This window comes from Microcystis sp. 0824 (assembly GCF_003112475.1).
GTDB lineage: Bacteria > Cyanobacteriota > Cyanobacteriia > Cyanobacteriales > Microcystaceae > Microcystis > Microcystis aeruginosa_C.
The window spans coordinates 1-24,346 of sequence record NZ_BDSM01000018.1 but is presented as its reverse complement, the minus strand read 5'-3'; the positions used below and the strand labels follow the sequence as shown (position 1 = coordinate 24,346).

The window sequence follows — 24,346 nt, the reverse complement described above, 5'->3', positions numbered from 1 at the left end:
GAATAATTATTAGTTTTTTAAGAGATGGCGGTACTTTTCTTGGAGATTTTCCGTTGCTTTGGTTAATTTTCCCTTTTCGTCTAGGATGGGTAGTTTCATGATTTCCGATGAAGCTTTAATTAAAAGTAGCAGCTCCCGAAACTTGGCTGCATCTTCCTCTAGATGAGGATTAAAATTAGCTCGTGACTCCAGTTCGGTTAAACTCTTAATAGCTCTACTATTCAGACTATTAACGAGGTATTGTAACTCCTTAATTCTGCGCTGAACTTGTCCTAAAAAACCCTTACTTTTATCTAACTGAGCTATTTTATTATCCACTTCCTTGGCGTATTCGATAGCTTTAGTTAGGGCCTTTTTCCCTTCTCCTCCTAAGACAAAACCACCAATCATTAAAGCAGGTCCGACGGTAATACCTCCTAAAACCACTGTTCCCAGGGCCATACCACCACCACCGGCAGCTAAAGAACCACCTCCTAACCATGCTAAGGTAGCATTCCAAGCGGCTACCCCACTAAGTCCACTAATTGCTGTTCCTGTACTAGCAGTACCGAAAAGACCAATTAATCCTAGGGTTCCCTGACTGGCTGCCGAAGCGACTCCCACTACTTTTAAACCCCCCACAGCCAAACTTTGCGCGTCTAACACTTCTGCTTTATATTCCTTGAATTGTTCGGCAGAAAATCCCTCAAACCCTTCTAAGAAGCGTTGATGGGATGGGGAAGAATTTTGACCAAGTCTTTGACCTATTCTTTGATCAATTCTGCTAATAAACTTAATAAATCTGCCGATAGTGTTGATTTTGACATTAATTTGCAGTTGACCGTATTCTTCCGCGAATTTTTGGGTAGCTTGAAACTTTTTTTCTAGGGATTTGTTGGCTTTTTTATATCTTTGTTCGGCACTTTTGCCAATTTTTTCCGCCTTTTGTAGCTTGGATACACCATCAGCACCCGCACTAACACCCACACCAGCAGTAACTAAGGCCGCCGCGCCAAGAATAATCGGGATAATAAAGATCATGACCAAAAATCTCCTAGTCTATCCAGTTTTGTCAAATTCTACCAACATAGTTAAAAAAAAATCAAGGAGGTGCATCTCACACTTGCAGAAATACCGACAATCAGCAATTATCAGTGACTCTTATACCATTTTTCTTTATTTGCGTCACAACGAATGCAGGCTTGGCAAGCATTCGAGCGTGGATGTCTGTCATGGATTTAGAAATTTGGTATTAAATTATTACAGATGCGTCAGCCGCTGCCTGTAAGCATCCCACCGAAAAACTAATGCGCGGGGGGTTTGGGGGCGGCGCCACGCCCCCAACGGGGGGTTTGGGGGGTTCTACCCCCCAAAAGCTTGGATTGAGTAATAAAATCAAAAGTAAAGCCCAATTTTAAAAGAGAGTTTCCCCGTAAAAATCCCAACTTGCTAGATTGACAAAATTGTATCGGTAGAATTACTTAAAATGTCGGATGAATGCCCCCGCTAGATTTTTCGACAAGATACTCACAAAAATTAGCGGGGGATGAAATCCGACCAGAATATTAGCAACGGAGCATCGGTTTAATTCCACTATCTGTGGGTAAACTGTGCTATAATTAACTTAACCAATGGTCGTGGATTGTTAGATGCTAGTCGTAGAAGCAAAGCTAAAAAACGGAACACTAGAGCAATATCACCGGCCTGATGAAGCGATCAAAACTTCTCAGTTTGTGCGTAACTCCTGTGTTCGTTATTGGATGGACAATCAAGGGACAAACCGCAATGATCTCCAAAAACTTTGTGCGTTACTAGCTAACAATAAAGAGACACCTTGGGTTAATAAATTAAACTCACAAGCACGTCAATCGGCTGCTGATAGAGCCTGGCAATCAATTACTAGGTTTTACCATAATTGTCATGCTAAGATACCAGGGAAAAAAGGTTTTCCTCGTTTCAAAAAGCATAGCCGTTCCGTTGAGTATAAACTAACGGGCTACAAACTATCTGATGATAGACGTAAAATTAAGTTTACCGATGGTTTTAAAGCAGGAGAATTTGATTTATGGTGTAGTCAAAAAACTTTAGTTTATTATTCAGAGCAACAGATTAGACGGGTAAGAGTTGTTAGACGTGCTGACGGTTATTATTGTCAGTTTTTGATTGACGTAGAACGGCAAGAATACCAGAAACCAACGGGACAAATAACAGGAATTGACTTAGGGTTAAAAGAGTTTTATACCGATGCCCAAGGCAATACTGTAGAAAATCTACGTTATTTAAGAAAGTTAGAAAAACGACTAAAAAAAGCACAAAGGAGATTATCAAAACGATTTTGTAAAGAAAAGAAACAGTCTAAAAACTATCACAAGCAACGGGTAAAAGTAGCTAAACTTCACCTTAAAGTATCAAGACAACGTAAAGACAAAGCAATTAAAGATGCTTTGGCGTTAGTCCAGTCTAATGATCTGGTCGTCTATGAAGCTTTAAAGGTAAGAAACTTAGTAAAAAACTGTAAGCTTGCCAAGTCGATTTCCGATGCTTCTTGGTATCAATTTACTGAATGGTTAAATTATTTTGCCAATATTTATCGGATTGTCTGTGTTGCTGTTCCTCCCCATTTCACGACTCAAGATTGTTCAGTTTGTGGGACGAGAGTTCAAAAAACATTAAGCACTAGAACTCATCAATGTCCTCATTGTCAAACAATCTTAGATAGGGATCATAATGCAGCAATAAATATTCTTAAAAAAGGGTTGAAATATTTGGGAAATCATCTCAACGGTACTGTTGGGCAAACAGAAACCGACCCAAACGCCTTGGGAGAGTCCGACCTCTGGGTTTTTAATGGAGACATTGAGAATCTAAGCCGTCTCGTTGAATAAGGAATTTCCGATAGTGATAGGTCAAGAATCCCCCGTCACAGCGTAGCTTGACGGTGGGAGTATGTCAATGGGAGCGATCGATTCTCCAGACAAACCGCTATCATAGTATATCGCCCCATCCCGACACCAATGGAACAGCGATGACCAATCAAGACTGGCCAAACCTACTGCAGCAACTACTCGATCAAAAATCCCTTTCCCTTAACCAAGCTGAAGAATTAATGACCGGATGGTTAAACGGTCAGATTCCGGAAGTTTTATCGGGGGCGATTTTAGCAGCTTTGCAAGCAAAAGGAGTCTCGGCCGCCGAATTAGCAGGAATGGCCACAGTTTTACGGCAACAATCTCGCTTAGAAGACCCTAAACCCCATACTACTCCCGTTATCGATACCTGTGGCACCGGCGGCGACGGGGCCTCAACTTTTAATATTTCCACTGCTGTGGCTTTTGTGGCGGCCGCTGGAGGTGTAAAAGTGGCTAAACACGGCAATCGCTCTGCCTCCAGCAAGGTCGGTTCGGCCGATGTTTTAGAATATCTTGGGGTTAATTTAAGCGCCCCTAGCGAGAAAGTAGCGGCGGCTTTAGATGGGGTGGGAGTGACCTTTCTTTTTGCCCCCGGTTGGCATCCAGCCCTGAAAAGTGTGGCTAATCTCCGCAAAACCCTGAAAGTTCGCACGGTTTTTAATCTTCTGGGCCCTCTAGTTAATCCTCTCCGTCCCACAGGTCAAGTTATCGGGGTTTATGACCAGCAATTTCTCACCCCCATGGCCACAGCTTTGGCACAAATGGGAACCCCCAAGGCGATTATTGTTCACGGCCGGGAAAAACTCGACGAGGTGGGGTTGGGAGATCTGACCGATATGGCTTTATTAAATAATGGCGAGGTGATTTCTGGGGCGATCGATACCTTGTCAATTGCTATCCCCAGAGCCAGTTTAAATGCTCTTAAAGGCGGGGAAGTGCCAGAAAATGCCGAAATCCTCAAAAATGTCCTGCAAGGGGGGGGAACGCCGGCTCAACGGGATGCTGTGGCGATTAATGCCTCTCTTGCCCTACAGGTGGCAGAAAAGGTCACTTTTGGCGACCATGCTGCTGGTTTCGCCCTCGCTCGCGAGATTTTAGCCAGTGGGTTAGCTTGGCAAAAATTAGAGGAGTTGGTTAAGTTTCTCGCTTAGGAAAATTCACAGAATTATGAATTATGAATTATGAATTATGAATTCAGGAGATTACGGCGGATTCATGTTTGTTCTGGTACATTCTCCACGCCGAAAGGCTTATCCAATAAGGATTTGTCTGTGCCAGATGGATAGAGGAACCGCCGTATTTTTATTTATTCTCCCATCTCCTCACACCCCACACCCCACACCCCACCCCCACTTCATAATTCATAATTCATAATTCATAATTCCATCTCAATGCACTTACTGCATGACAGAAATCCTTAAACACGATGGTTAAAGGATTTCTGTTACAAACAATACAAAATTATCCAAGTTAAAACGAATTAAATAACAAATAGAGACTAGGTAAATTACTAAATTTTTGCTAATGACGACGGTATTTTAAAGAATACTTATTGTTAAATCCCGATTTCTTCATTTCTAACCCGCACCAACTAGAACAATTGCACCCACAAACCAGAAGGAGATAGACTCGTGGTACAAGCACCTGAAAAAGATGGAACAACTCTCAATAAATTCGAGAAATTTAAAGCTGAAAAAGACGGACTAGCCATTAAAGATGAACTAGATCATTTTGCCCAAATCGGTTGGGAAGCAATGGATAAAACCGATTTAGAATATCGCTTAAAATGGGTAGGGGTTTTTTATCGTCCTGTCACCCCGGGTAAATTCATGATGCGTTTACGGGTTCCTAACGGCATTATTAGCAGTGAGCAAATGCGCGTTTTAGGGGAAATCGTGCAGCGTTACGGTGATGATGGTAATGCCGATATTACTACTCGTCAAAACCTACAATTACGCGGTATTCGTATCGAAGATATTCCTGATATTTTCCAACGACTAAAATCCGTGGGTATGACTTCGGTACAATCGGGCATGGATAATGTCAGAAATATTACCGGTTCACCCATGGCGGGACTAGACGCGGATGAATTAATTGACACCAGGGAATTAGTCCAAAAAGTCCAAGATATGATTACCAACTGCGGTCAAGGTAATTATCAATTTAGCAATCTGCCCCGCAAATTTAATATTGCCATCGAGGGGGGACGGGATAATTCCGTTCATGCGGAAATTAACGATATTGCCTTTGTTCCTGCCTATAAAGAGGGAGAATTAGGCTTTAATGTTGTGGTAGGTGGCTTTTTCTCGGCTAAACGCTGTGAAGCGGCAATTCCTATGAATGTTTGGGTGAGACCGAATCAGGAAGTGGTGGATTTATGCCGAGGGATTTTAGAAGTTTACCGCGATAACGGATTGCGTGCCAATCGTCAAAAATCCCGTTTAATGTGGTTAATTGATGAGTGGGGAATTGAGGAATTCCGCACGCGGGTGGCTAATCACCTAGGTTATCCCTTGGCAACGGCAGCGGAAAAAGACGCTATTGACTGGGAAAAACGAGATCATTTAGGAGTTTTTCCCCAAAAACAGGAGGGATTGAGCTATATCGGTCTTTGTGTTCCCGTTGGCCGTCTATTTGCCGATGATATGTTAGATTTAGCCCGGATTGCCGAAGTGTATGGCAGCGGAGAATTGCGTTTAACCGTGGAACAAAACGTGATTATTCCCAATATAGCGGCTGAAAATATGGCGACTCTTTTAACCGAGCCTTTACTGGCTAAGTTTACCCCCAATCCCGCACCTTTACAACGAGCGCTCGTTTCCTGCACAGGGGCGCAATTCTGCAATTTTGCCCTGATTGAAACCAAAAATAAGGCTGTGGACTTGATTAGTCAGTTAGATGCTGAATTAAATATCCCCCAGGGTGTGCGGATTCACTGGACCGGTTGCCCTAACTCCTGCGGACAACCCCAAGTGGCCGATATCGGTTTGATGGGGACAAAAGCGCGCAAAGACGGCAAAACCGTGGAAGGAGTTGACCTCTACATGGGGGGTAAAGTGGGTAAAGATGCTCACCTGGGAAGTTGTGTACAAAAAGGGATTCCCTGTGAAGATCTAAAATCGGTGTTAACTTCTATCCTCATCGAACAATTTGGGGCGACACCGAAGGGTTAATTAAGTAGGGTTTGCTGAAAAAGTTTTTCCTGGGGGCAGGGTGTGGGGTGTAGGGTGTAGGGTGTAGGGTTTTACCCATTTTGAGGGGGTCGATTACCTAATTTTCAGGGAAAAAGTCCCTGAGTTCTCCCCCCGCTCACTCCCAGAGCCGGTACTTTTTGATTGACAAAAAGTCTAAAAGTCTTACCAAACAAGGTTTTTAGATTTATTCAGCCAACCCTACTTAGCTTCAAATTGAGCTTGTTTACGAAGTAATTCCCCGATGGTTAAATTGGGTTGAGGTCGGCCATTAAAAACCGTTCCTACCTCAAATTTTTGCAACTGTACCCGTGCCAAATGATAGGCCTCATCCGGTAGGGGAATATAACCAATACTATCTAATAAATTGGGAACTCGATCGAGATAATGTTCGACAAATTTCTCTAAAGCGGGATTCTCTTGGGCTTTTTGGGCATTAACATAAATAAACAAAGGACGAGATAAAGGCTGATATTTACTATCCTCGACATTGCTGCGAGTTGGTTCAATACCGTTAACTTTCAAAGCTTTTAATTTATCCCGATTTTGTTCATAGTAAGCATGGCCAAAATAGCCTAAAGCGTTGGGATCTTGACTGACGGCATTAACTAAAGCTTGGTCATCTTCACTAAAGTTAAAGTCCCCACGACTGGTATCTTTGCCGTTAATTACCTCACTAAAAAAATCGTAGGTTCCAGAGTCTTTACCAGGCCCGTGAAGGGTAATCGGTTGGTCGGGCCAAGCAGGATTAATTTGATTCCAACGTTTGATTTTATTCTCGGCCGCTGGTTCCCAAATAGTTCTTAATTCTGTGGTGGAAATATCATCAAGCCAGTTATTTTCGGGATTGACTACCACGGTTAAAGCATCAAAAGCGATCGGTAGTTCGATAAATCTGACCTTATTAGCATCACATTCTTTTAATTCTTCCACAGAAATCGGCCGAGAAGCATTATTAATATCGGTTTCTCCTGCACAAAATTTTCTAAAACCGCCGCCAGTTCCTGAAATATTAGCGTCAATTTTAACATCAGCCAAAGCTTTGTTAGGGGTATTGGCTTTAAAATCTTCGAGAACTTTGTTGGTAATTGGTGCTACGGTACTCGAACCATCGATTTTAATTGGTTTTAGGTCTTGAGGATTAATATTGGCACAAGCGGGTAAAAGTAGAGCAGTTCCTAGGACAATTGCGACTACTTTGGTCGGACGAGATAGCTGAGTAAAAATTTCTAGCATAGGTGTCAAAAGGAGAAAGTAAAAAGTAAAAAGTAAAAAAATGGCGTTAGGTGTTGGCTGTAAACCTTAATCTTTCCTTTGTTGTTTTTACGTCACTATAATGGTAGGGAAAGAGAAAAACCCTATCTAGACAGGAAAAGTTAGCGGCTTTACCTGCGACTTAAAACTAATGTTCAGTCAAAATAAATAGTAAAAGAAGTTGAGATTTTTGTCTAGTTATCGAGAAAAATTTTCTTGACAATACATTATGTTTTTTATTTACTTCTTAACCTATTCTTTACCAAGGTGTGGTAAATTTTAGCGTAAGATTTAAGGCAGTTTACGGATCAAAATTAATTTTATGCTCAACAAAAACAGAAACCATTTACTAACAGCCTTATCCCTAGCGACTCTAACAGCGACTTTAACCGCTTGTGGTGGCGGCGATACGGCGGGAACTAGCGGAGAGGGCAGCAATAGAATCGCCCAGGTTCCCCTAGAAGGAGAAGTGTCCCTCAATGGCGCGGGTGCTTCTTTTCCCGCACCCCTATATCAAAACTGGTTTGTCACCATCAATCAACTATTTTCTAAACTGCTAATTAACTATCAATCTACCGGTAGCGGGGCGGGAGTCGAACAATTTATCCAAGGTACGATCGATTTTGGCGCTTCCGACGTAGCCATGAGTGACGAGGATATGGCCAGAGTTAGCCGCGGGGTTTTACTGCTACCGATGACGGCGGGAAGCATCGTTATGGCTTATAATTTACCCGGAGTAGAAGGGCTGAAACTAAGTAGAGAAGCATATATAGGCATCTTTTTAGGCACGATTACCCGTTGGAACGATGCCAAAATTGCCGCCGATAACCCCGATTTAAAACTACCCGATGAAGAAATTACCGTAGTTCACCGGGCAGACGGTAGCGGGACAACGGGAGTTTTTACCAAGTTTTTAAGCGCCGTTAGTCCCGAATGGAAAAAAAGTATCGGTGAGGGAAAAGCCGTACAATGGCCGACCAAAAAAGGTAAATTTCTCGGCGGTAGAGGCAATGAGGGTGTAACTGCCCTAATTCAACAAAATCAAGGCTCGATCGGCTATATTGAGTACGGTTTCGCTAAAAATAATAACCTGCCCATGGCCGCCCTACAAAATCAGGCGGGTAAATTTGTCATTCCCGATGAAACCAACGCCGCTGCTACCCTCGCTAACGTTGAACTGCCTGAAAATTTACGCGCTTTTATCGTCGATCCCCCGGGGGAAAATTCCTACCCCATTGTCACCTATAGTTGGATGTTGGTTTATAAAAAATACAACGATCCCCAAAAAGCTTTAGCTATGGAGGCGATGATCGAATTTGGACTCAATCAGGGACAGGAACAGTCCGCCGCCCTTGGTTATATTCCCCTACCGAAAAATGTCCGGGAACGAGTAGCCGCCGCCGCCGATGTCATCTATCCCGATTACACAATCAATGTGGATTAGTCGCCGAAAAAATGTATTCAAAGTTACAATAATAGTGGAGAAAGGCCAATTTCGACCTTAGCTACCGCAAACTAGCTGGATTTAAACCCTAATCATGAGTGCGCCCACAGTTTCACCCGACTCAAATTTTAAAGAACGTCCAGAATCGGAAAAAATCCTCGATAAAGGCTTTGTTGGATTAACCACCGCCTTTGCCATCGCTATTGGGGTAATTTTGCTCCTAATTGCCCTAGTGATTTTTATTCGGGCCCTACCAGCGATTCAAAGCTTTGGTCTGGGATTTTTGACCAGTAGCGCTTGGAATCCCGTGCGCGGTCGGGAAGAATTCGGAGTTCTGCCCGTTATCTACGGGACTCTCGTTAGTTCTCTGATTGCCCTCCTGATTGCTGTTCCCCTCGGTATCGGTTCAGCCATTTTTTTAAGCGAAGATTTTATTCCCTTAAATGCGCGGACAATTTTGGTTTTTCTCGTACAACTTTTGGCCGCTATTCCCAGTGTTGTTTACGGATTATGGGGTATCTTTGTATTGATTCCTATCCTCAGACCCCTTGGTAACTGGTTAAATGCTAATTTTAGTTGGATTCCTCTTTTTAGTACTCCTTTAGGGGGTCCGGGGATGTTACCGGCGGGGGTAATTTTAGCAATTATGATCCTGCCGATTATTATCGCTATCTCTCGTGACTCTTTGGCCGCTTTACCGCCAGATTTGCGGCAAGCTTCCCTCGGTTTGGGGGCCACCCGTTGGGAAACGATTTTTCGGGTATTAATTCCCGCCGCTTTTTCCGGGATTGTCGGGGGGATTATGTTAGCTTTAGGGCGCGCTTTAGGGGAAACCATGGCAGTAACGATGATTATCGGCAATTCTAACCGCATTAGTGCCTCTATTCTCGCCCCCGCTAACACGATCGCTTCCTTATTGGCTAATCAATTCGCCGAAGCATCGGGAATGCAAGTATCGGCTTTAATGTATGCGGGTTTTGTTCTCTTGGTTTTGACTCTAGTAGTCAATATCTTCGCCGAATTAATCGTTAATCGCGTCAAAGCTAAGTATTAAGCCGTCAGAAGGCAGAAGGCATCTTTTTTCTCCCCACTCCCCACTCCCCCACTCCCCCACTTCCCAATTCATAATTCATAATTCATAATTCATAATTCCCACTGATAACTGACATGGATAGTGCGAATTTAGGCAATAATCTCAAAAAGAAACCGGGTAGTCCTCGATCGCTATTGGGGACAATTATGACCGTTCTCTCGGCTTTATGTTTAGCTGTCACCGTGATTCCCCTCTTTGCCGTCCTAGGCTTTGTTTTTGTGCAAGGGGTGGGTCGTTTAAACGCCAATCTCTTTACTAAATTACCGCCACCGCCGGGGTTAGGAGGAGGAGGCATCGCTAACGCCATTTTAGGCACAATTATCGTCGTTGCTCTGGCCACAGCGATCGCAGTTCCCATCGGCGTTTTGGCGGCGGTTTATCTCTCGGAATTTAGCGGTGATAACAAACTTGCCCAGGGTGTGCGGTTTGCTACCAACGTTTTAGCGGGTGTCCCTTCGATTATTGTCGGGGTTTTCGCCTACGGTTTGCTAGTTGCCCCGTTATTTGGCGAAGGAACAGCCCTTTTAGGCTTTTCTGCCCTTGCCGGTTCGATCGGTTTAGCGGTGTTAATGTTACCGACTATTATTAGAACCACCGATGAGGCTTTAAAAATCGTTCCCCAAGACATCCGCTGGGCGGCCATGGGTCTAGGGGCCTATAACTACCAAACCGTCCTAAAAATCGTCCTTCCTGCGGCTGTTCCCGCTATTTTGACCGGTGTGACTCTTGCAATTGCTAGGGCGGCTGGAGAAACCGCCTCTTTAATTTTTACGGCATTATTCTCTAACTTTTGGCCCCGGGGTATCTTTGAACCGATTGCTACCCTTTCGGTCCTGGTTTTCAACTTTGCTACTGCCCCTTTTGCCCCCCAACAGCAATTAGCTTGGGCAGGTGCTTTAATTCTGGTGTTTTTGGTGTTGGTAACTAACATTTTATCCCGTTTAGCCACGCGCCAGAAAACCTATTAAGTCAAGGAAAAAGTAAAAAGGAGAAAGGGATATTTAAGTAAAAATCTACCTATCTTTCCAATTCCTCAATTATCCAAATTCAAGGTCAATAATTTATGCTAACTAATCGCACTACCCAATCAACTGCAACCGTTTTAAAGGTCGATAAGGCTGATATTTACTATGGTAATTATCGGGCAGTACGAGACGTTTCGATCAATATTCCCAAAAATAAAGTCACCGCTTTTATCGGACCCTCTGGCTGTGGAAAAAGTACCATTCTCAGGTGTTTTAATCGTCTCAATGATTTAATTCACGGGTTTCGTATTGACGGCAAAGTTTTTTATCATAACCAAGATATTTACTCTCAAGAGGTAGATCCTGTCGAAGTAAGAAAATACATCGGTATGGTGTTCCAGCGCCCTAATCCTTTTCCCAAATCCATCTATGATAATGTGGTTTACGGAGCGCGATTAAATGGTTATAAAGGCGATTTAGATGAATTAGTAGAAACTTCCTTGCGTCGGGCTGCTCTCTGGGACGAGGTAAAAGATAAACTAAAAGAAAGCGGTTTTTCCCTATCGGGGGGACAACAACAAAGATTATGTATTGCTCGCGCTATTGCCGCTCAACCAGAAGTATTATTAATGGATGAACCCTGTTCGGCACTGGATCCAATTTCAACTTTAAAAGTTGAGGAATTAATGCACGAATTAAAAGAACGTTATACAATTATTATTGTTACTCACAATATGCAACAAGCTACTAGAGTAGCGGATTTAACGGCTTTTTATAACGCTGAACCCACCGATAAAGGTGGCAAAATTGGTTATTTAGTCGAGTTTGATCATACGGACAAAATCTTTAGTGATCCTCAAGAAAAAGCAACTAAAGATTATGTTAGTGGACGTTTTGGCTAAATCAGTTATCAGTTATCAGCTTTTTTCTTCCCTCTCCTCCTCTCCCTTTTCCCTATTCCTCAACACCTATTCCTTTAAAGATTATGTATAGTACCGATGTTGTTACCGATGCGGTTTTGAGAACCAAAAACTTAAATGTTTACTACGGTCCTAATCTCGCTGTTCGTGATGTTAACCTTGATATTCCTGAGAAAAAAGCGATCGCTTTTATCGGTCCATCTGGCTGCGGCAAAAGTACAGTTTTGCGCTGTTTTAATCGCATGAATGATCTGGTTAAAAGTGCCAAAATTGAGGGAAAAGTTACCTTTCGCGGTCAAGATATTTATGGTAATTCCGTTAATCCTATCGGGTTACGCAGTCGTATTGGTATGGTTTTTCAGAAACCGAATCCTTTTCCTAAATCTATCTATGAAAATATCGCTTTTGGGGCGCGCTTAAATGGTTACATCGGTGATATGGATCAATTAGTGGAGGAATCTTTAAAAAAAGCCGTTCTCTGGGATGATGTTAAAGATAAACTCAAAGAAAGTGGTTTAGCTTTATCGGGGGGACAACAACAAAGGTTATGTATTGCTCGCGCTATTGCAGTTAAACCGGAAGTTGTTTTAATGGATGAACCCTGTGCGGCACTCGATCCAATTTCTACCCTAAAAATTGAGGAATTAATTCACGAATTGAAAACCCAATATACTATAGTTATTGTTACTCATAATATGCAACAAGCGTCGCGGGTTTCTGATTTAACGGCTTTTTATAATGCTGAACCGACACCAAAAGGCGGTAAAGTGGGTTATTTAGTGGAATATGATCGCACAGAGGTTATCTTTCAAAATCCCGCCCAAGAGTCCACTAGAGATTATGTTAGCGGTCGTTTTGGTTAAGATCACATCAATAATAGCTAAAATAAAAGTTGATAGGGCGAGTTAATCTCACCCTATTTTAAGTTTCTAAAACTTGGCTTTCTGGCGCAGTAATTCGGCTAAAGTCACATCGAATTTTGAGTGTCCCCCGAAAACTGTTCCCGCTTCCCCGTTAAAGAAAGTGACCTTGGCTAAATGATAATGCTCACCGCTCAGGGGAATATAACCGACCTCTTGAACGATATTTTGAGCTTGACTGAGATAATACTCGACAAAACGCTGTAAATCCTTATTAGACTGGGCTTTTTGGGCGTTAACGTAGATAAATAAAGGACGGGCTAAGGGTTGATAGGTGGATTGTAGCACCGTTTCCCGGGAGGGCAAAACAGCCCCTTTACCACTGTCTATTGCTAAGGCTTTTAAGTTCGCCGCTTGTTTTTCGTAGTAAGCTAGACCAAAATATCCTAGGGCGTTGGCATCTTGACTAACTCCTTGGATTAAAGTGTCGTCATCTTCACTGGCAACGTAATCGCTGCGGCTAACATCTTCTTCTCCTACCACCGCTTCCGTAAAATAATCGAAAGTTCCCGAATCTTTGCCCGCACCAAAGAGATTGAGAGGTTTATCCGGCAATCCCGATCGCACCTGACTCCACTTGGTAATTTTACCCTGGGCCGCAGGTTCCCAGATTTTTTTTAATTCCTCTAAAGTGATGCTATCAATCCAAGTGTTTTCTTTATTGACTGCGATGGTGAGTGCGTCAAAGGCGATCGGCAATTCGATAAATCTAATGTTATTCCGATTACAGGCTTCGATCTCATCGCTGCGAATCGGTCGCGAAGCATTGCTAATATCGGTTTTTCCAGCGCAAAACTGCCGAAATCCGCCAGTAGTACCCGAAAATTTGACGCTTATATCCGCAGAGGGCTGTTTTTGTTTTTTGTATTCATCGGCGACAGCTTTGGTGATCGGGTAAACGGTGCTAGACCCATCAATAATAATTGATTTGTTTGATTGGAAGTCAACGGGAGCGCAAGCGGCTAGAACACCAGCACTAACAAAAATAAGAGCCTTTTTGAGCAATTTATCGAGATTTATCAGCATTTATCCATCCCCTTGCTTTTCTGGGAGTCAGAAAAATCTATATCCATCATTTCAAAAAAAATTGATTTAACACGAAAATCTCACCAAAAAGATAACAAACTTAACAGTAGCGAAAAGCAGCGGTGGCCCTGTTTGCCTTCACACACCTAGATAAAAAGCTTTGTCTGGGCAATTTCTCCCCAAAAGATGCTTTAAATTAAGATTTCATCCTTGAATAGATAGAATGGATTTTGGTCTTAATCGATCTAAATTGTTGCCAAAAGCTGTGGATTTTTTAAATTAAACTTAACCAAAATTTTACCGAATCTTAACCCAAAAAAATCTCCAATATTTCTAGATTTAAAAGTAATATTTGTGCCTTAAACTATATCTTGAAGAAAGTTCAACTTTCTCCAATTGTGCAGGATTCTTCAACCGGAAAATTTATGATATTCTCAACTGCTACCCTAACTCGTGTGTGTGCTGTCTCCTTCGCCACGGCAGCGGCCTTAGCAGGGACGATGGGAGAAGCTTTCGCCCAAACCCTGAACGGTGCAGGAGCCTCCTTTCCCGCGCCCCTATACCAGCGTTATTTTGCCGACTATAAAAACGCCACCGGTGTCACCGTTAACTATAATTCCGTCGGTAGCGGTGCTGGTGTCCGGCAATTTATCGCCGGAACCGTCGATTTTGGGGCTTCCGATGCCGCTCCTTCCTCTTCCGAAAAAAGCCAGATGAAAAACGGTTTACTGTTAGTTCCCACCGCCGGAGGAGCCGTCGCCGTGGTTTATAATTTGCCTGGGGTAAATAACCTACAAATTTCCAGGGCTAACCTCGGTAAAATTTTCAGTGGCGAGATCACTAACTGGAGACAAGTGGATCCGAAACTGCCCAACCGACCCATTAAAGTGGTGGTTAGGGCTGATGGTAGCGGTACTACGGAGATTTTTACCTCTCACCTGAGCGCTATTAGTCCTTCCTTCAAAAGTAAAGTGGGAACCAGCAAAGAACCTAACTGGGGTTTTACGGTTCTCAAGGGACCGAAAAATGATGGTGTGGCGGCCCTGGTTAAACAAACAGAAGGCTCGATCGGTTACGTTCAAGATACCTTTGCCCGCAAAAATGAAGGGGCAACCATGAGAACCGCCAAAGTTCAGAATAAAGCCGGTCAATTTGTCGAACCCAGTCTCGCCCAAGCTAACAAGGCGATGGAAGGAATCAAATTTAACGCCGATTTTACCGCTAATATGGACGATCCGAGCAGTGGTTATCCGATCGTCGGGATTACTTGGTTATTAGTACCGAAAGACTATGCTGATAACAAAAAAGCAGCAGAAATTAAAAGACTGTTAACTTGGATTCTGACCACTGGTCAAGGTATTAACAATCAATTGGAATTTACCCGGATTCCCCAATCGGTGACTCAAAGAGTTTTAGCCGAAGTTAACAAAATTAAATAAATACTTTTGTATTAGTTTAGGCTTGATTGTCACCGCTTTCCAGTAAGATGGAAAAAAGTTACCAGTTAAGTCCATAACTAATAACTGCAAGTATTTCTTTTCTGTGGGCTGAACATTGTTCAGCCCCTACAGTTGCGTTTTAAACAACTGATAAGTGGTAATCGCTCTCTATCTTATGGCCAATTTTTCTGAACCTGTCGAGTCCTTGGCTGTCTCGGCGGCCAATCTTAACGAAAACCCCGGCACTGCGGGTTTATTCAATCGCATTTTTACAATCCTAGTCTGGATTTGTGCCGCCTCTGGTTTAATTTTTCTGCTCTGGATGGCCTGGATTGTTTTTCAGGATGCGCGGCCGGCGATCAATGAATTCGGTTGGGGATTTCTCTGGGGAACCACTTGGGATGTGAACGTCCTCAAATTTGGTGGTTTACCCTTTATTTTCGGTTCGATCGTTTCCTCGATTCTGGCTCTTGTATTAGCTATTCCCCTCAGTGTTGCCGTTGCTTTAACCACTAGCGAGAATTATTTGCCGGCAAGTGTCCGTTATCCCATCGGTTTTCTGGTGGAATTAATTGCCTCGATTCCTAGCGTAATTATCGGGTTATGGGGGATTTTCGTGCTAATTCCCGTGCTTAAACCCCTACAAGAATGGTTATTTCAAAATTTTGCTTGGTTCCCTTTGTTTAATACCCAACCTTTGGGACCAAGTATGCTGATCGCTGGTGTGATCCTGGCCATCATGATCGTGCCGACTATTTCCGCTATCAGTCGCGATGTGTTGCTTACCGTCCCCCCGGAATTACGCAGCGCCTCCATGGCCCTAGGGGCGACTCGTTGGGAAACCATCTGGCGCGTGTTGTTGCCGGCGGCCAGTTCCGGTATTATCGGGGCGATTATCCTCGGTTTAGGTCGCGCTTTAGGGGAAACTATGGCGGTAGCCATGGTAATCGGTAACTCCTCGATTATTAGTCCCTCCCTCTTGGCCCCCGGTTATACTATTCCTGCTGTACTAGCTAATACCTTCCCAGAAGCTTTTGAAAAAGTCCATATCGGAGCCTTGATGTATCTAGCTTTGATTCTATTTGTTATTACCTTAGCCGTCAATAGTGTAGCGGCTTTATTAGTACAATTTATCAACCGTAATCGTTAATTTTATGAATCAAGGAGCTTTTCCCGAAGAAGATTTACAGCAACCCCTGTCACCGTGGCGACATTTTTTTACCAACGGTCTCACGGGTTTAGCGATCGCTCTTAGTGCCATCGCCATTCTGCCTTTATTCGCTATCCTCTTTCAAATTGTCAAAGAAGGTTTACCCGGATTCAATTGGCAAGTTTTCACCTCTTTACCCGCCCCAGTTGGCTCCGATCCCAGTGTTCCCAATGGTTTTGCCAATGCGATCCTCGGGACTTTAACTATGGTCGGTTTAGCATCCCTCGGCAGCATACCTCTGGGGATTCTCACTGGGGTTTTTCTCTCGGAATTCGCTCGGGGTTCCAAAATTGGCGGTATTCTGCGCTTTGCGATCGTGGTGTTGAGTAGTACCCCTTCCGTTATCGTCGGGGTGTTTTCCTTCGGGGTTTTGGTCTTAACTACCAAACAATTTTCCGCCGTGGCGGGGGCCTTTGCTTTAGGGGTGATTATGTTGCCCATCGTCGCTTTAACCACGGAAGAGGCACTAAAACTAATACCTATGTCCTACCGTCTCGGTTCCTCCGCTTTGGGGGGTTCCCGTTTCGATACGGTATTTCGCATTGTCCTACCAGCAGCGATCGCACCGATTATGACCGGGATATTATTAGCGGTGGCCCGGGCCGCTGGAGAAACCGCCCCCTTAATGTTTACGGCTTTATTTAGTCAATTTTGGCAAGAAAGTCTTTGGTCGCCCACACCGGCTTTAACGGTGTTGATTTATAACTATGCTAGTTCCCCCTTTCCTGAACAAAATTCCCTGGCTTGGACAGCTTCTTTAGTCCTAATTATCTTAGTTTTAATTACTAGCCTTCTCTCCCGTTTTGTCACTCGTAAACGCTCAAATTAAGCATTTTTCTTATGATCGATTCCTCTCTCATTAACAGTCCTACTTCTCTAGCTAATTCAGCGATTGAAGTCGAAAATCTTAGCTTTTTCTACGGTAGCAAAAAAGCACTAGAAGGGGTTTCTTTACAAATCCCGCAAAAGCAAGTAACCGCCATGATCGGCCCCTCCGGTTGTGGTAAATCTACTCTCTTAAAAGCCCTCAATCGCATCGGGGAATTAGAGGGACAAGTGACAGTTAAAGGCAAAGTTAGGTTTTTTGGTCAAGATATCTACGCCCCCAAAGTTAACCTTCATACCTTACGGCGACAGGTGGGCATGGTGTTTCAGCGCCCTAACCCTTTTCCTGCTAGTATTTACGATAATATTGCCTACGGTATTAGAATTTATCGTTCCGCCAGTCGCAGTGAATTAGATGCAATTGTGGAATCAGCTTTAAAAGGGGCTGCTCTTTGGAATGAAGTTAAAGATCTGTTGAATAAATCCGCTTTAGGATTATCGGGAGGACAACAACAAAGATTGTGTATTGCTCGTGCTTTGGCGGTAAAACCAAAAGTATTATTAATGGATGAACCTTGTTCGGCCTTAGACCCCCTTTCTACCCTCAAAGTCGAGGAATTAATCCATGAATTGAAGGAACAATACACGATCGTGATTGTCACCCATAATATGCAACAGGCCTCTAGGGTATCCGATCGCACGGCCTTTTTTAATGCCGATGAAACCCGCGTCGGTCGTTTGGTGGAATTTGACACCACCCAGAAAATTTTCACCGATGCAGTTAATCAACAAACTCGCGATTATGTAGCCGGTAGATTCGGTTAATTTCTCTTATCAGTTATCAGTTATCAGTTATCAGTTATCAGTAGTCAGGAGACAGGAGATTATTTTTATTTATTCTCCCCACACCCCACTCCCTGCTCCCCAATTCATAATTCATAATTCATAATTCATAATTCCCCCACACCCCACACCCTACACCCTACACCCCACACCCTAAACCCTAAGGCTGCCCGATTTTGCTAGGATAAGAAATGTAACAAGAATCTTTCTCAACAGTCGGATAATTCATGGGCAACGATACCATCACCTTACTCTCCCCGCGGGAAATTGACAAAATGCGACGAGCCGGACGATTAGCGGCTAAACTGTTAGATCATCTGGCAGATATGGTTAAACCGGGGGTAAGTACCCTAGAAATCAATGATGAAGCAGAACGTTGGACTCGCGCCCATGGAGCCAAAAGTGCGCCCCTAGGATACCACGGCTTTCCTAAGTCCATCTGTACTAGCATTAACGAGGTTATCTGTCATGGCATCCCCAGCGCCGATCAAATCCTCAAAGATGGCGATATTATTAACATCGATGTCACCCCGATTTTAGAGGGTTATCACGGCGATACCTCCCAGACTTTCTTTGTCGGTACTCCCTCCCCCCTGGCCAAAAAGTTAGTGGAAGTTACCAGAGAATGTCTGCAAAGAGGCATAGATGCAGTGCAGCCGGGGGGGAGAATCGGCGATATCGGCGCAGCTATCCAAGAATATGCCGAAGGCCAAGGATTTTCGGTGGTTAGAGATTTTGTCGGTCATGGTATCAGTAATGTTTTTCACACCGGTCCGCAGGTTCCCCACTACGGCATTCGCGGCAAAGGCAAAAAAATTCGCCCCGGCATGGTATTTACCATTGAACCAATGATTAATGAGGGAACCTGGCAACATATTGTCTTAAAAGACGGTTGGACTGCTATTACTAAAGATGGTAAACTTTCGGCCCAATTTGAACACACCATCGCCGTCACCGAAACTGGTGTCGAAATTCTCACTGTACCCGATTAAATTTAGGGAACAGGGGATAGGGAATGGGAGAATGGGGAAATAGGGAAGTTTCAACTAATACCCCAAAACCCTAAAACCCCATCTCCCCATCTCCCCACTTCATAATTCATAATTCCTAATTCATAATTCATAATTCATAATTCATAATTCATAATTCCCACTGATAACTGAATATATGCAGTATCGTCGTTTCGGTCGCACTAATCTACAAATGCCAGTGTTTTCCTGTGGGGGGATGCGCTATCAATTTCAGTGGCAGGAGCTGCCAATGTCGCAAATTCCCGACGAGAATCAAGGCAATTTAGAGGCAATTATCAATAAATCTCTGGAAGTGGGGATTAATCACATCGAAACCGCTAGGGGTTACGGCACTTCCGAGATGCAATTGGGCAAAATTTTGCCGCAACTACCGAGGGAAAAGATTATCGTGCAGACGAAAGTTTCTCCCAGTCAAGATGTGCGGGAATTTCGCCGTAAATTTGAGCAATCCCTGCAATTTTTACGGTTAGATTATGTGGATTTGTTGGGCATCCATGGCATCAACACGGCTGAAATTCTCGATGACACTATGGCCGAGGGCGGTTGTTGGCAAGAGGCGAAAAAATTACAGCAACAGGGAAAAGTTCGTTTTATCGGTTTCTCCACCCATGCACCAACTGATGTAATTGTCAAGGCTATTGCAACAAATTGTTACGATTACCTCAATCTGCACTGGTACTATATTTTTCAGAATAACTGGCCGGCCATAGAAGCGGCAAAACAGCACGATATGGGGGTTTTTATCATTAGTCCTTCCGATAAGGGCGGCCATCTCTACAATCCTCCCCCTAAGCTCGTGGCTCTCTGTTCTCCTCTCAGTCCGATGGTTTTTAATGACCTATTTTGTCTCAGTCATCCGGCCGTCCATACCCTTAGTATCGGTGCTGCGCGAGCCAGAGATTTTGATGAACACCTGAAAACTTTACCCTTACTCGATCGCTCCGAGGAGATTTTACCGGCAATTATCGAGAGATTGCAAGGGGAGATGATCAACTGTTTAGGCGATAATTGGGTAAAAACTTGGTCTGTGGGTTTACCTAGCTGGGAAAATACCCCCAATCACATCAATATTCCTTCTATCCTCTGGTTACGCAATCTCGTTATCGCCTACGATATGATTGACTTTGCGAGGGCCAGATACAATCTCTTGGGGAATGGGGGTCATTGGTTCCCCGGTCAACAGGCAAAAGAGGTGGAAAAACTCGATTTAACTGCCTGTTTAGCCGCTAGTCCCCACGCTGATAAAATTCCCTATCTTCTCGCCGAAACTCATCGATTATTGTCGGGAGAGACGGTACAACGCTTAAGCAGTAGTTAATTAAAATTCGATGCCGGGTTGCGCTTTCACTCCCTGTTGACGAAAGGGATGTTTAATTAACTTCATTTCCGTGACTAAATCCGCTATCTCGATTAATTCGGGTAAAGCTCCTCTACCAGTGAGAATAACGTGAGAATTGGCGGGTTTTCGGGCTAAACCAGCGATAACTTCCTGAATATCCAGATAGCCGAATTTAAGGGCGATATTGATCTCATCGAGTAAAATTAATTGATATTGGGGATTTTCGAGAAAAGTGAGGGCTTTTTGCCATGCTTCTTGGGCTTTCTCTATATCTCTTTCTCTATCTTGGGTTTCCCAGGTGAAACCTTCCCCCATAGCATAAAACTCGATTTGTTCCCCCCAAACACTAAAAATCTTTTGTTCGGCAGGTTCCCAGGCACCTTTGATAAATTGTACCACCGCCACTTTGTAACCATGACCGAGGGAACGTAAAACCATACCGAGGGCTGCCGTGGTTTTTCCCTTACCATCGCCGGTATTAACGATAATTAAACCTTTTTCAGCGATTTTTTCGGCTAAACGTTCCTCTTGGATGACCTTGCGGCGCTGCATTTTTTCTTTGTATTGTTCGGGAGTGAGTTGCATTCGGGTCTGTCCAGTCAAATCAAGATAATTGTAACTCAAGGGGTTATCGATCGCTATGTGAAGATTTTGACCGGCTAAATTGTCTGGGGGTTGATGCCTAATTCTCGTAATTTTGCCGCTAATCTTTCCTTGGCTTGTCGTTCTTGTTCTTTTTCTAAAAGAGCCTGTTCTTTTTCTAAAAGAGCCTGTTCTTTTGCCTGTCGTTCCTGTTCCTTTTCTAAAAGAATCTGTTCCTTTTCTAAAAGAATCTGTTCCTTTGCTTGTCTTTGCTGTAATTCAGCTTCTTGGGGAGTGGGAACCAATTGACCATCGGCGGTAAAATAACGCAGTTTACGGTCAAATATGCCTAAATATAATCCTAACTGTTCACTCCATAGATAACCCCGGTCATTGGGAGAAATAGCTTGATATTGTCCCTCAAGTATCGTAAATCCTTGGAATTCTAAGGTATTAGGATCGAACCAAAAATAATTAGGAGTGCGAAAAGTATTTTGGTAGAGAATTTTCTTTTTAGTGCGGTCAATATTGGCCGTAGAATCGGAAATAATCTCCACGATCACATTGGGATATTTACCCTGTTCTCCCCAAACCACCCAACTTTTGCGGGGACGTTTTTCTGTATCTAAAACCACAAAAAAATCAGGACCGCAGAAATCGCGCTTTTTCAGTTGTTCTTCGTTATAGTAGATAGTCAGATTACCGGAAGCGTAGTAATCGTTTTTCTCTTGCCATAATAATTCTAGACAATTGAGGAGAATTATGATCTGTTGCAGGTGTAAATCACTTTCCAAGGGTGGTTCATCACTCCATAAATCGGTGGGGGGACAGGTAACTTCTGCTGAAATGTCGAGAGTTGTCATAGTTTTTACCCTGGCTGGAACATTTATTTAATTAGGGTTTACTGAATAAATGTGAAATATAGACTAGATAAGAGTTTTAGGATATTTTTTTGCGAAACAGGTGCAAGGTTTTGAGAATCCTGTAGGGGCGAATCATTTGGGCATAACCTATCGCTGAAACCGTAGATTTCCTATCCGAATGCTTCGCCCCTACCCCAAATTTTTCTCTAGCAACGCACCAAATAAATTAATGATAGGTGTGGTGCGTTACGACGGATTGTTAGATTTAAGTTTAAGCAGAGATTATCGCCGTCTAACGCACCCTACATTTTACTACTATCCGAATGCTTCGCCCGCTTGCAACAAGGAAATAATTCATAATTTTAAGGAAGTCCCAGACAGTAGAACGCCCCCCAGTAACGATAATCCTGAAAAGGCACTGCATCGGGAGCAAATTCGTCAAGCCACTTGATCAATTCGCCGATTTTCTGATAATTGGCTTGAGCAGTATCGGCGTTGGGATCCTTAGTTTGGCGCATTTGTCGCCAAGTCTGATAAGCCTGCTGATAATCGGCTGTCAAACGGTCCCGCCAGTCTTTTTGGCAAGTCTCCCGCAACGCTTGACGAGCCTGATGTAGAGCCGTTAAGCGTTCCCCTCCCGCCCGCCGTGCGCGATGGTACTCCCGGGAAAACAGCGCCGTCGCTAGATCAGCCACCGCCCAATGACTACTAATCACAGCACGAGCGCCCCCCAGCAGAAAGCCTGTACCTAAGCTGAGGGGTTCGTCCAGTAATTCCGGTCGCAGGTTTCCCTCTTCATCTCGGAAACCGGCAAAACTGAGACCGGTTTCACAACAGGAGAGAAACACTTCCGACAATTCGGGAAAACGCCACAGGGGACTAAGTAAATCCCGGAGGGTGACTTTTTGCTCCCCGTCTAGGACGAGGTGGGAGTTGAGGGGATCATCGGCGCGGCTGGTGGCGTGGTGGCTGGAGAGCAAAGCCTGCACTTGTTTCAGCAATTGCAGATAAGAGTCGGGGGTGACAGTGCGCCCCTGTAGCCGCCGTTGGCGAGGCACATTCCAGGTTTGGGCGACCCACTCACACTCTAGGGGAGTATAGGGCAAATCCTCTGTGGTGTTTTCCACAATCCCCAGGGTGTCGGGAGTCGGTTGCGATCGCTCTTGGCACAGTCCGAGAATTTTCGTACTGGGGACAAACTGAAGGCGAAAGCGATCGCCGAGTAGTTGGCCTTGGGCGGTGGGTAGAAGGTCGAAGGGAATTTGGTGCAGGAACAGGTGGGGAATCAGAATTAACTCAGTGATGCCCTGGAGGTGCTGTTGGATGAGGGTGTCGAATTGCAGGCGGGCTGCTACTTCTTGCAGACGAGTGGCCATTGCTTGGTGCCACTCATGCCGACGCTGCTGGCGGGATTGGGCGGTCTCTACTTGATTAATCTCAATGTAGGGGATAACCCAGTTGACGACCAGCCAGTTTTGCAAGTCGTTGGCGGACTCCGGGGGATTGGGAATAGTGTGGCAGTTGACCCCTTCCCCGCCATCCTGGGAGGGGCGACGCAGGACAAAGATGTGGGTATGGGTGGCGGTGGTGTAGAAGCTGAGGAGGGCGGTCTGGGGAGATGGAAGCAGCGCCGTTAGCTCATCGAGTCGGGGTTGGGGTTGGGGTTGCTGAAGTTGGGCGGTGATGGCATCAAAGCGGTAGAGAGCTTCCCAGGCTTGACGTTCGGCGGCTTCGGCGGCCTGGAGTTGTTCTGTGGCAAAGCTGGCGCGGGTGTTACCGATGGGGTAGGGTTGGGGTTTTTGGGTGAATCCGGGCTGGTCGAGGGGTTTTTGACGGAGTTGGGATTGGATCTGACGGCTATCCTTAACCTGCTGGTACCAGGCTTGGATCTCTGGGGGAACGCGCCCATCGGCGTAGAGGTCGCCCACAGCGATGAGGTCGGCGAGGCGTTTGGAGCGGGAACGTTCGACGGTTCGCAGCGCCAGGGAGAGGTCGCCTTGGTTAACGGCGGCTTGGATTAGGTTTTCATAAACACCGATGGACTTGCGGACAATCTCTTGGCGAAGGGCTTCACTGGTTGCCCAGGCCCGGCTTTGTTCAACGGCTTCCACGGCGACGGTGTAGCCTTCTAAGGCGATGTTCCACCAACCCTGCTGGAAACCGAGATTGCCTAAGTTGCGCCCAGTTATCAGGGTGTCAGCAGGTAAGAGAGCGGGGTTGAGAAAGGAAAGTGCTTCTCGATAATTGGCGATCGCCCGTTCTAGGTTGGCTACCGGCTCTTTCCCTAGTTGGGCTTGGGTCCAGTAGGCAGCGCCCAGATTAGTGAGGGTTCCGGCTAAATCCCTTTCTAATCCCGGTTGGCGGCGGATGGTGGTGGCTTCCGTGTAGGCAGCGATCGCCCGTTCTAGGTTGGCTACCGGCTCTTGACCTAGTCGGGCCTGGGTGCGGTAGGCTATGCCCAGATTATTGAGGGTTCCGGCTAAATCCCTTTCTAATCCCGGTTGGCGGCGGAT

General features: G+C 44.7%; 20 protein-coding genes. 14 read left to right on the top strand and 6 right to left on the bottom strand.

The genetic code is table 11. The features are described 5' to 3' along the window. Positions 1–9 precede the first annotated feature (9 nt). Positions 10–1,020, bottom strand: coding sequence for a hypothetical protein (locus N0824_RS06470; protein WP_108936159.1), 1,011 nt, complete (start codon positions 1,018–1,020; stop codon positions 10–12). 608 nt (positions 1,021–1,628) lie between these two features. On the opposite strand from N0824_RS06470, the gene N0824_RS06460 reads away from it, so the two are divergent. The 3 genes from N0824_RS06460 to N0824_RS06450 all read left to right on the top strand — a co-directional run bounded on the left by N0824_RS06460 (position 1,629) and on the right by N0824_RS06450 (position 6,061). Beyond that, the gene (locus N0824_RS06460) at positions 1,629–2,864 is read left to right on the top strand and encodes an RNA-guided endonuclease TnpB family protein (RefSeq protein ID WP_108936157.1); all 1,236 of its coding nucleotides are present in this window, start codon (positions 1,629–1,631) and stop codon (positions 2,862–2,864) included. A gap of 140 nt (positions 2,865–3,004) precedes the next feature. Further along, positions 3,005–4,039: an anthranilate phosphoribosyltransferase gene (trpD, locus tag N0824_RS06455; protein ID WP_108936156.1), complete on the top strand. Its 1,035-nt coding sequence runs from the start codon at positions 3,005–3,007 to the stop codon at positions 4,037–4,039. A 480-nt stretch (positions 4,040–4,519) separates the two neighbouring features. Next, positions 4,520–6,061, top strand: coding sequence for a ferredoxin--nitrite reductase (locus N0824_RS06450; protein WP_108936155.1), 1,542 nt, complete (start codon positions 4,520–4,522; stop codon positions 6,059–6,061). A gap of 219 nt (positions 6,062–6,280) precedes the next feature. Here N0824_RS06450 and N0824_RS06445 read toward each other — a convergent pair whose 3' ends face one another. Further along, a complete protein-coding gene (locus N0824_RS06445) occupies positions 6,281–7,315 on the bottom strand; it encodes a PstS family phosphate ABC transporter substrate-binding protein (RefSeq protein ID WP_108936154.1) in 1,035 nt (344 codons plus the stop codon). A gap of 340 nt (positions 7,316–7,655) precedes the next feature. Here N0824_RS06445 and pstS (N0824_RS06440) point away from each other — a divergent pair, with 340 nt between their 5' ends. From pstS (N0824_RS06440) to pstB (N0824_RS06420), 5 genes are all read left to right on the top strand, one after another. Then, a complete protein-coding gene (gene pstS, locus N0824_RS06440) occupies positions 7,656–8,777 on the top strand; it encodes a phosphate ABC transporter substrate-binding protein PstS (protein ID WP_108936153.1) in 1,122 nt (373 codons plus the stop codon). Between the two features lie 94 nt (positions 8,778–8,871). Further along, the gene (gene pstC / locus N0824_RS06435) at positions 8,872–9,831 is read left to right on the top strand and encodes a phosphate ABC transporter permease subunit PstC (RefSeq protein ID WP_108936152.1); all 960 of its coding nucleotides are present in this window, start codon (positions 8,872–8,874) and stop codon (positions 9,829–9,831) included. 113 nt (positions 9,832–9,944) lie between these two features. Continuing rightward, a complete protein-coding gene (pstA, locus tag N0824_RS06430; RefSeq protein WP_002781424.1) occupies positions 9,945–10,838 on the top strand; it encodes a phosphate ABC transporter permease PstA in 894 nt (297 codons plus the stop codon). A gap of 95 nt (positions 10,839–10,933) precedes the next feature. After that, positions 10,934–11,737 carry a phosphate ABC transporter ATP-binding protein PstB gene (gene pstB, locus N0824_RS06425; RefSeq protein ID WP_108936151.1) on the top strand — a complete coding sequence of 268 codons (804 nt, stop codon included), beginning with the start codon at positions 10,934–10,936 and terminating at the stop codon, positions 11,735–11,737. 83 nt (positions 11,738–11,820) lie between these two features. Continuing rightward, a complete protein-coding gene (gene pstB / locus N0824_RS06420; RefSeq protein WP_108936150.1) occupies positions 11,821–12,618 on the top strand; it encodes a phosphate ABC transporter ATP-binding protein PstB in 798 nt (265 codons plus the stop codon). A gap of 66 nt (positions 12,619–12,684) precedes the next feature. Here the strand turns inward: pstB (N0824_RS06420) and N0824_RS06415 are convergent, their stop codons facing one another. Continuing rightward, entirely contained in the window at positions 12,685–13,701 is a 1,017-nt protein-coding gene (locus N0824_RS06415; protein ID WP_108936149.1) for a PstS family phosphate ABC transporter substrate-binding protein, read from the bottom strand. A 425-nt stretch (positions 13,702–14,126) separates the two neighbouring features. On the opposite strand from N0824_RS06415, the gene pstS (N0824_RS06410) reads away from it, so the two are divergent. From pstS (N0824_RS06410) to N0824_RS06385, 6 genes are all read left to right on the top strand, one after another. Beyond that, positions 14,127–15,140 (top strand): phosphate ABC transporter substrate-binding protein PstS, encoded by a 1,014-nt coding sequence (gene pstS, locus N0824_RS06410; RefSeq protein WP_046662710.1) that lies wholly within the window; start codon positions 14,127–14,129, stop codon positions 15,138–15,140. Positions 15,141–15,315: 175 nt separating this feature from the next. After that, the gene (pstC, locus tag N0824_RS06405) at positions 15,316–16,290 is read left to right on the top strand and encodes a phosphate ABC transporter permease subunit PstC (RefSeq protein ID WP_108936148.1); all 975 of its coding nucleotides are present in this window, start codon (positions 15,316–15,318) and stop codon (positions 16,288–16,290) included. 4 nt (positions 16,291–16,294) lie between these two features. Beyond that, a complete protein-coding gene (gene pstA / locus N0824_RS06400; protein ID WP_108936147.1) occupies positions 16,295–17,179 on the top strand; it encodes a phosphate ABC transporter permease PstA in 885 nt (294 codons plus the stop codon). Positions 17,180–17,190: 11 nt separating this feature from the next. Beyond that, positions 17,191–18,000 (top strand): phosphate ABC transporter ATP-binding protein PstB, encoded by an 810-nt coding sequence (gene pstB / locus N0824_RS06395; protein WP_108936146.1) that lies wholly within the window; start codon positions 17,191–17,193, stop codon positions 17,998–18,000. Positions 18,001–18,245: 245 nt separating this feature from the next. Further along, a complete protein-coding gene (map, locus tag N0824_RS06390; RefSeq protein WP_108936145.1) occupies positions 18,246–19,010 on the top strand; it encodes a type I methionyl aminopeptidase in 765 nt (254 codons plus the stop codon). A gap of 175 nt (positions 19,011–19,185) precedes the next feature. After that, positions 19,186–20,367 carry an aldo/keto reductase gene (locus N0824_RS06385; protein WP_108936144.1) on the top strand — a complete coding sequence of 394 codons (1,182 nt, stop codon included), beginning with the start codon at positions 19,186–19,188 and terminating at the stop codon, positions 20,365–20,367. Here N0824_RS06385 and cobO read toward each other — a convergent pair whose 3' ends face one another. From cobO to N0824_RS06365, 3 genes are all read right to left on the bottom strand, one after another. Next, the gene (cobO, locus tag N0824_RS06380; protein WP_108936143.1) at positions 20,368–20,973 is read right to left on the bottom strand and encodes a cob(I)yrinic acid a,c-diamide adenosyltransferase; all 606 of its coding nucleotides are present in this window, start codon (positions 20,971–20,973) and stop codon (positions 20,368–20,370) included. It abuts the gene before it with no gap. A gap of 74 nt (positions 20,974–21,047) precedes the next feature. After that, positions 21,048–21,833 carry a Uma2 family endonuclease gene (locus N0824_RS06375; RefSeq protein WP_108936142.1) on the bottom strand — a complete coding sequence of 262 codons (786 nt, stop codon included), beginning with the start codon at positions 21,831–21,833 and terminating at the stop codon, positions 21,048–21,050. A 362-nt stretch (positions 21,834–22,195) separates the two neighbouring features. Then, a partial coding sequence (locus N0824_RS06365) for a CHAT domain-containing protein (RefSeq protein WP_306438738.1) occupies positions 22,196–24,346 on the bottom strand: 2,151 nt, incomplete at its 5' end.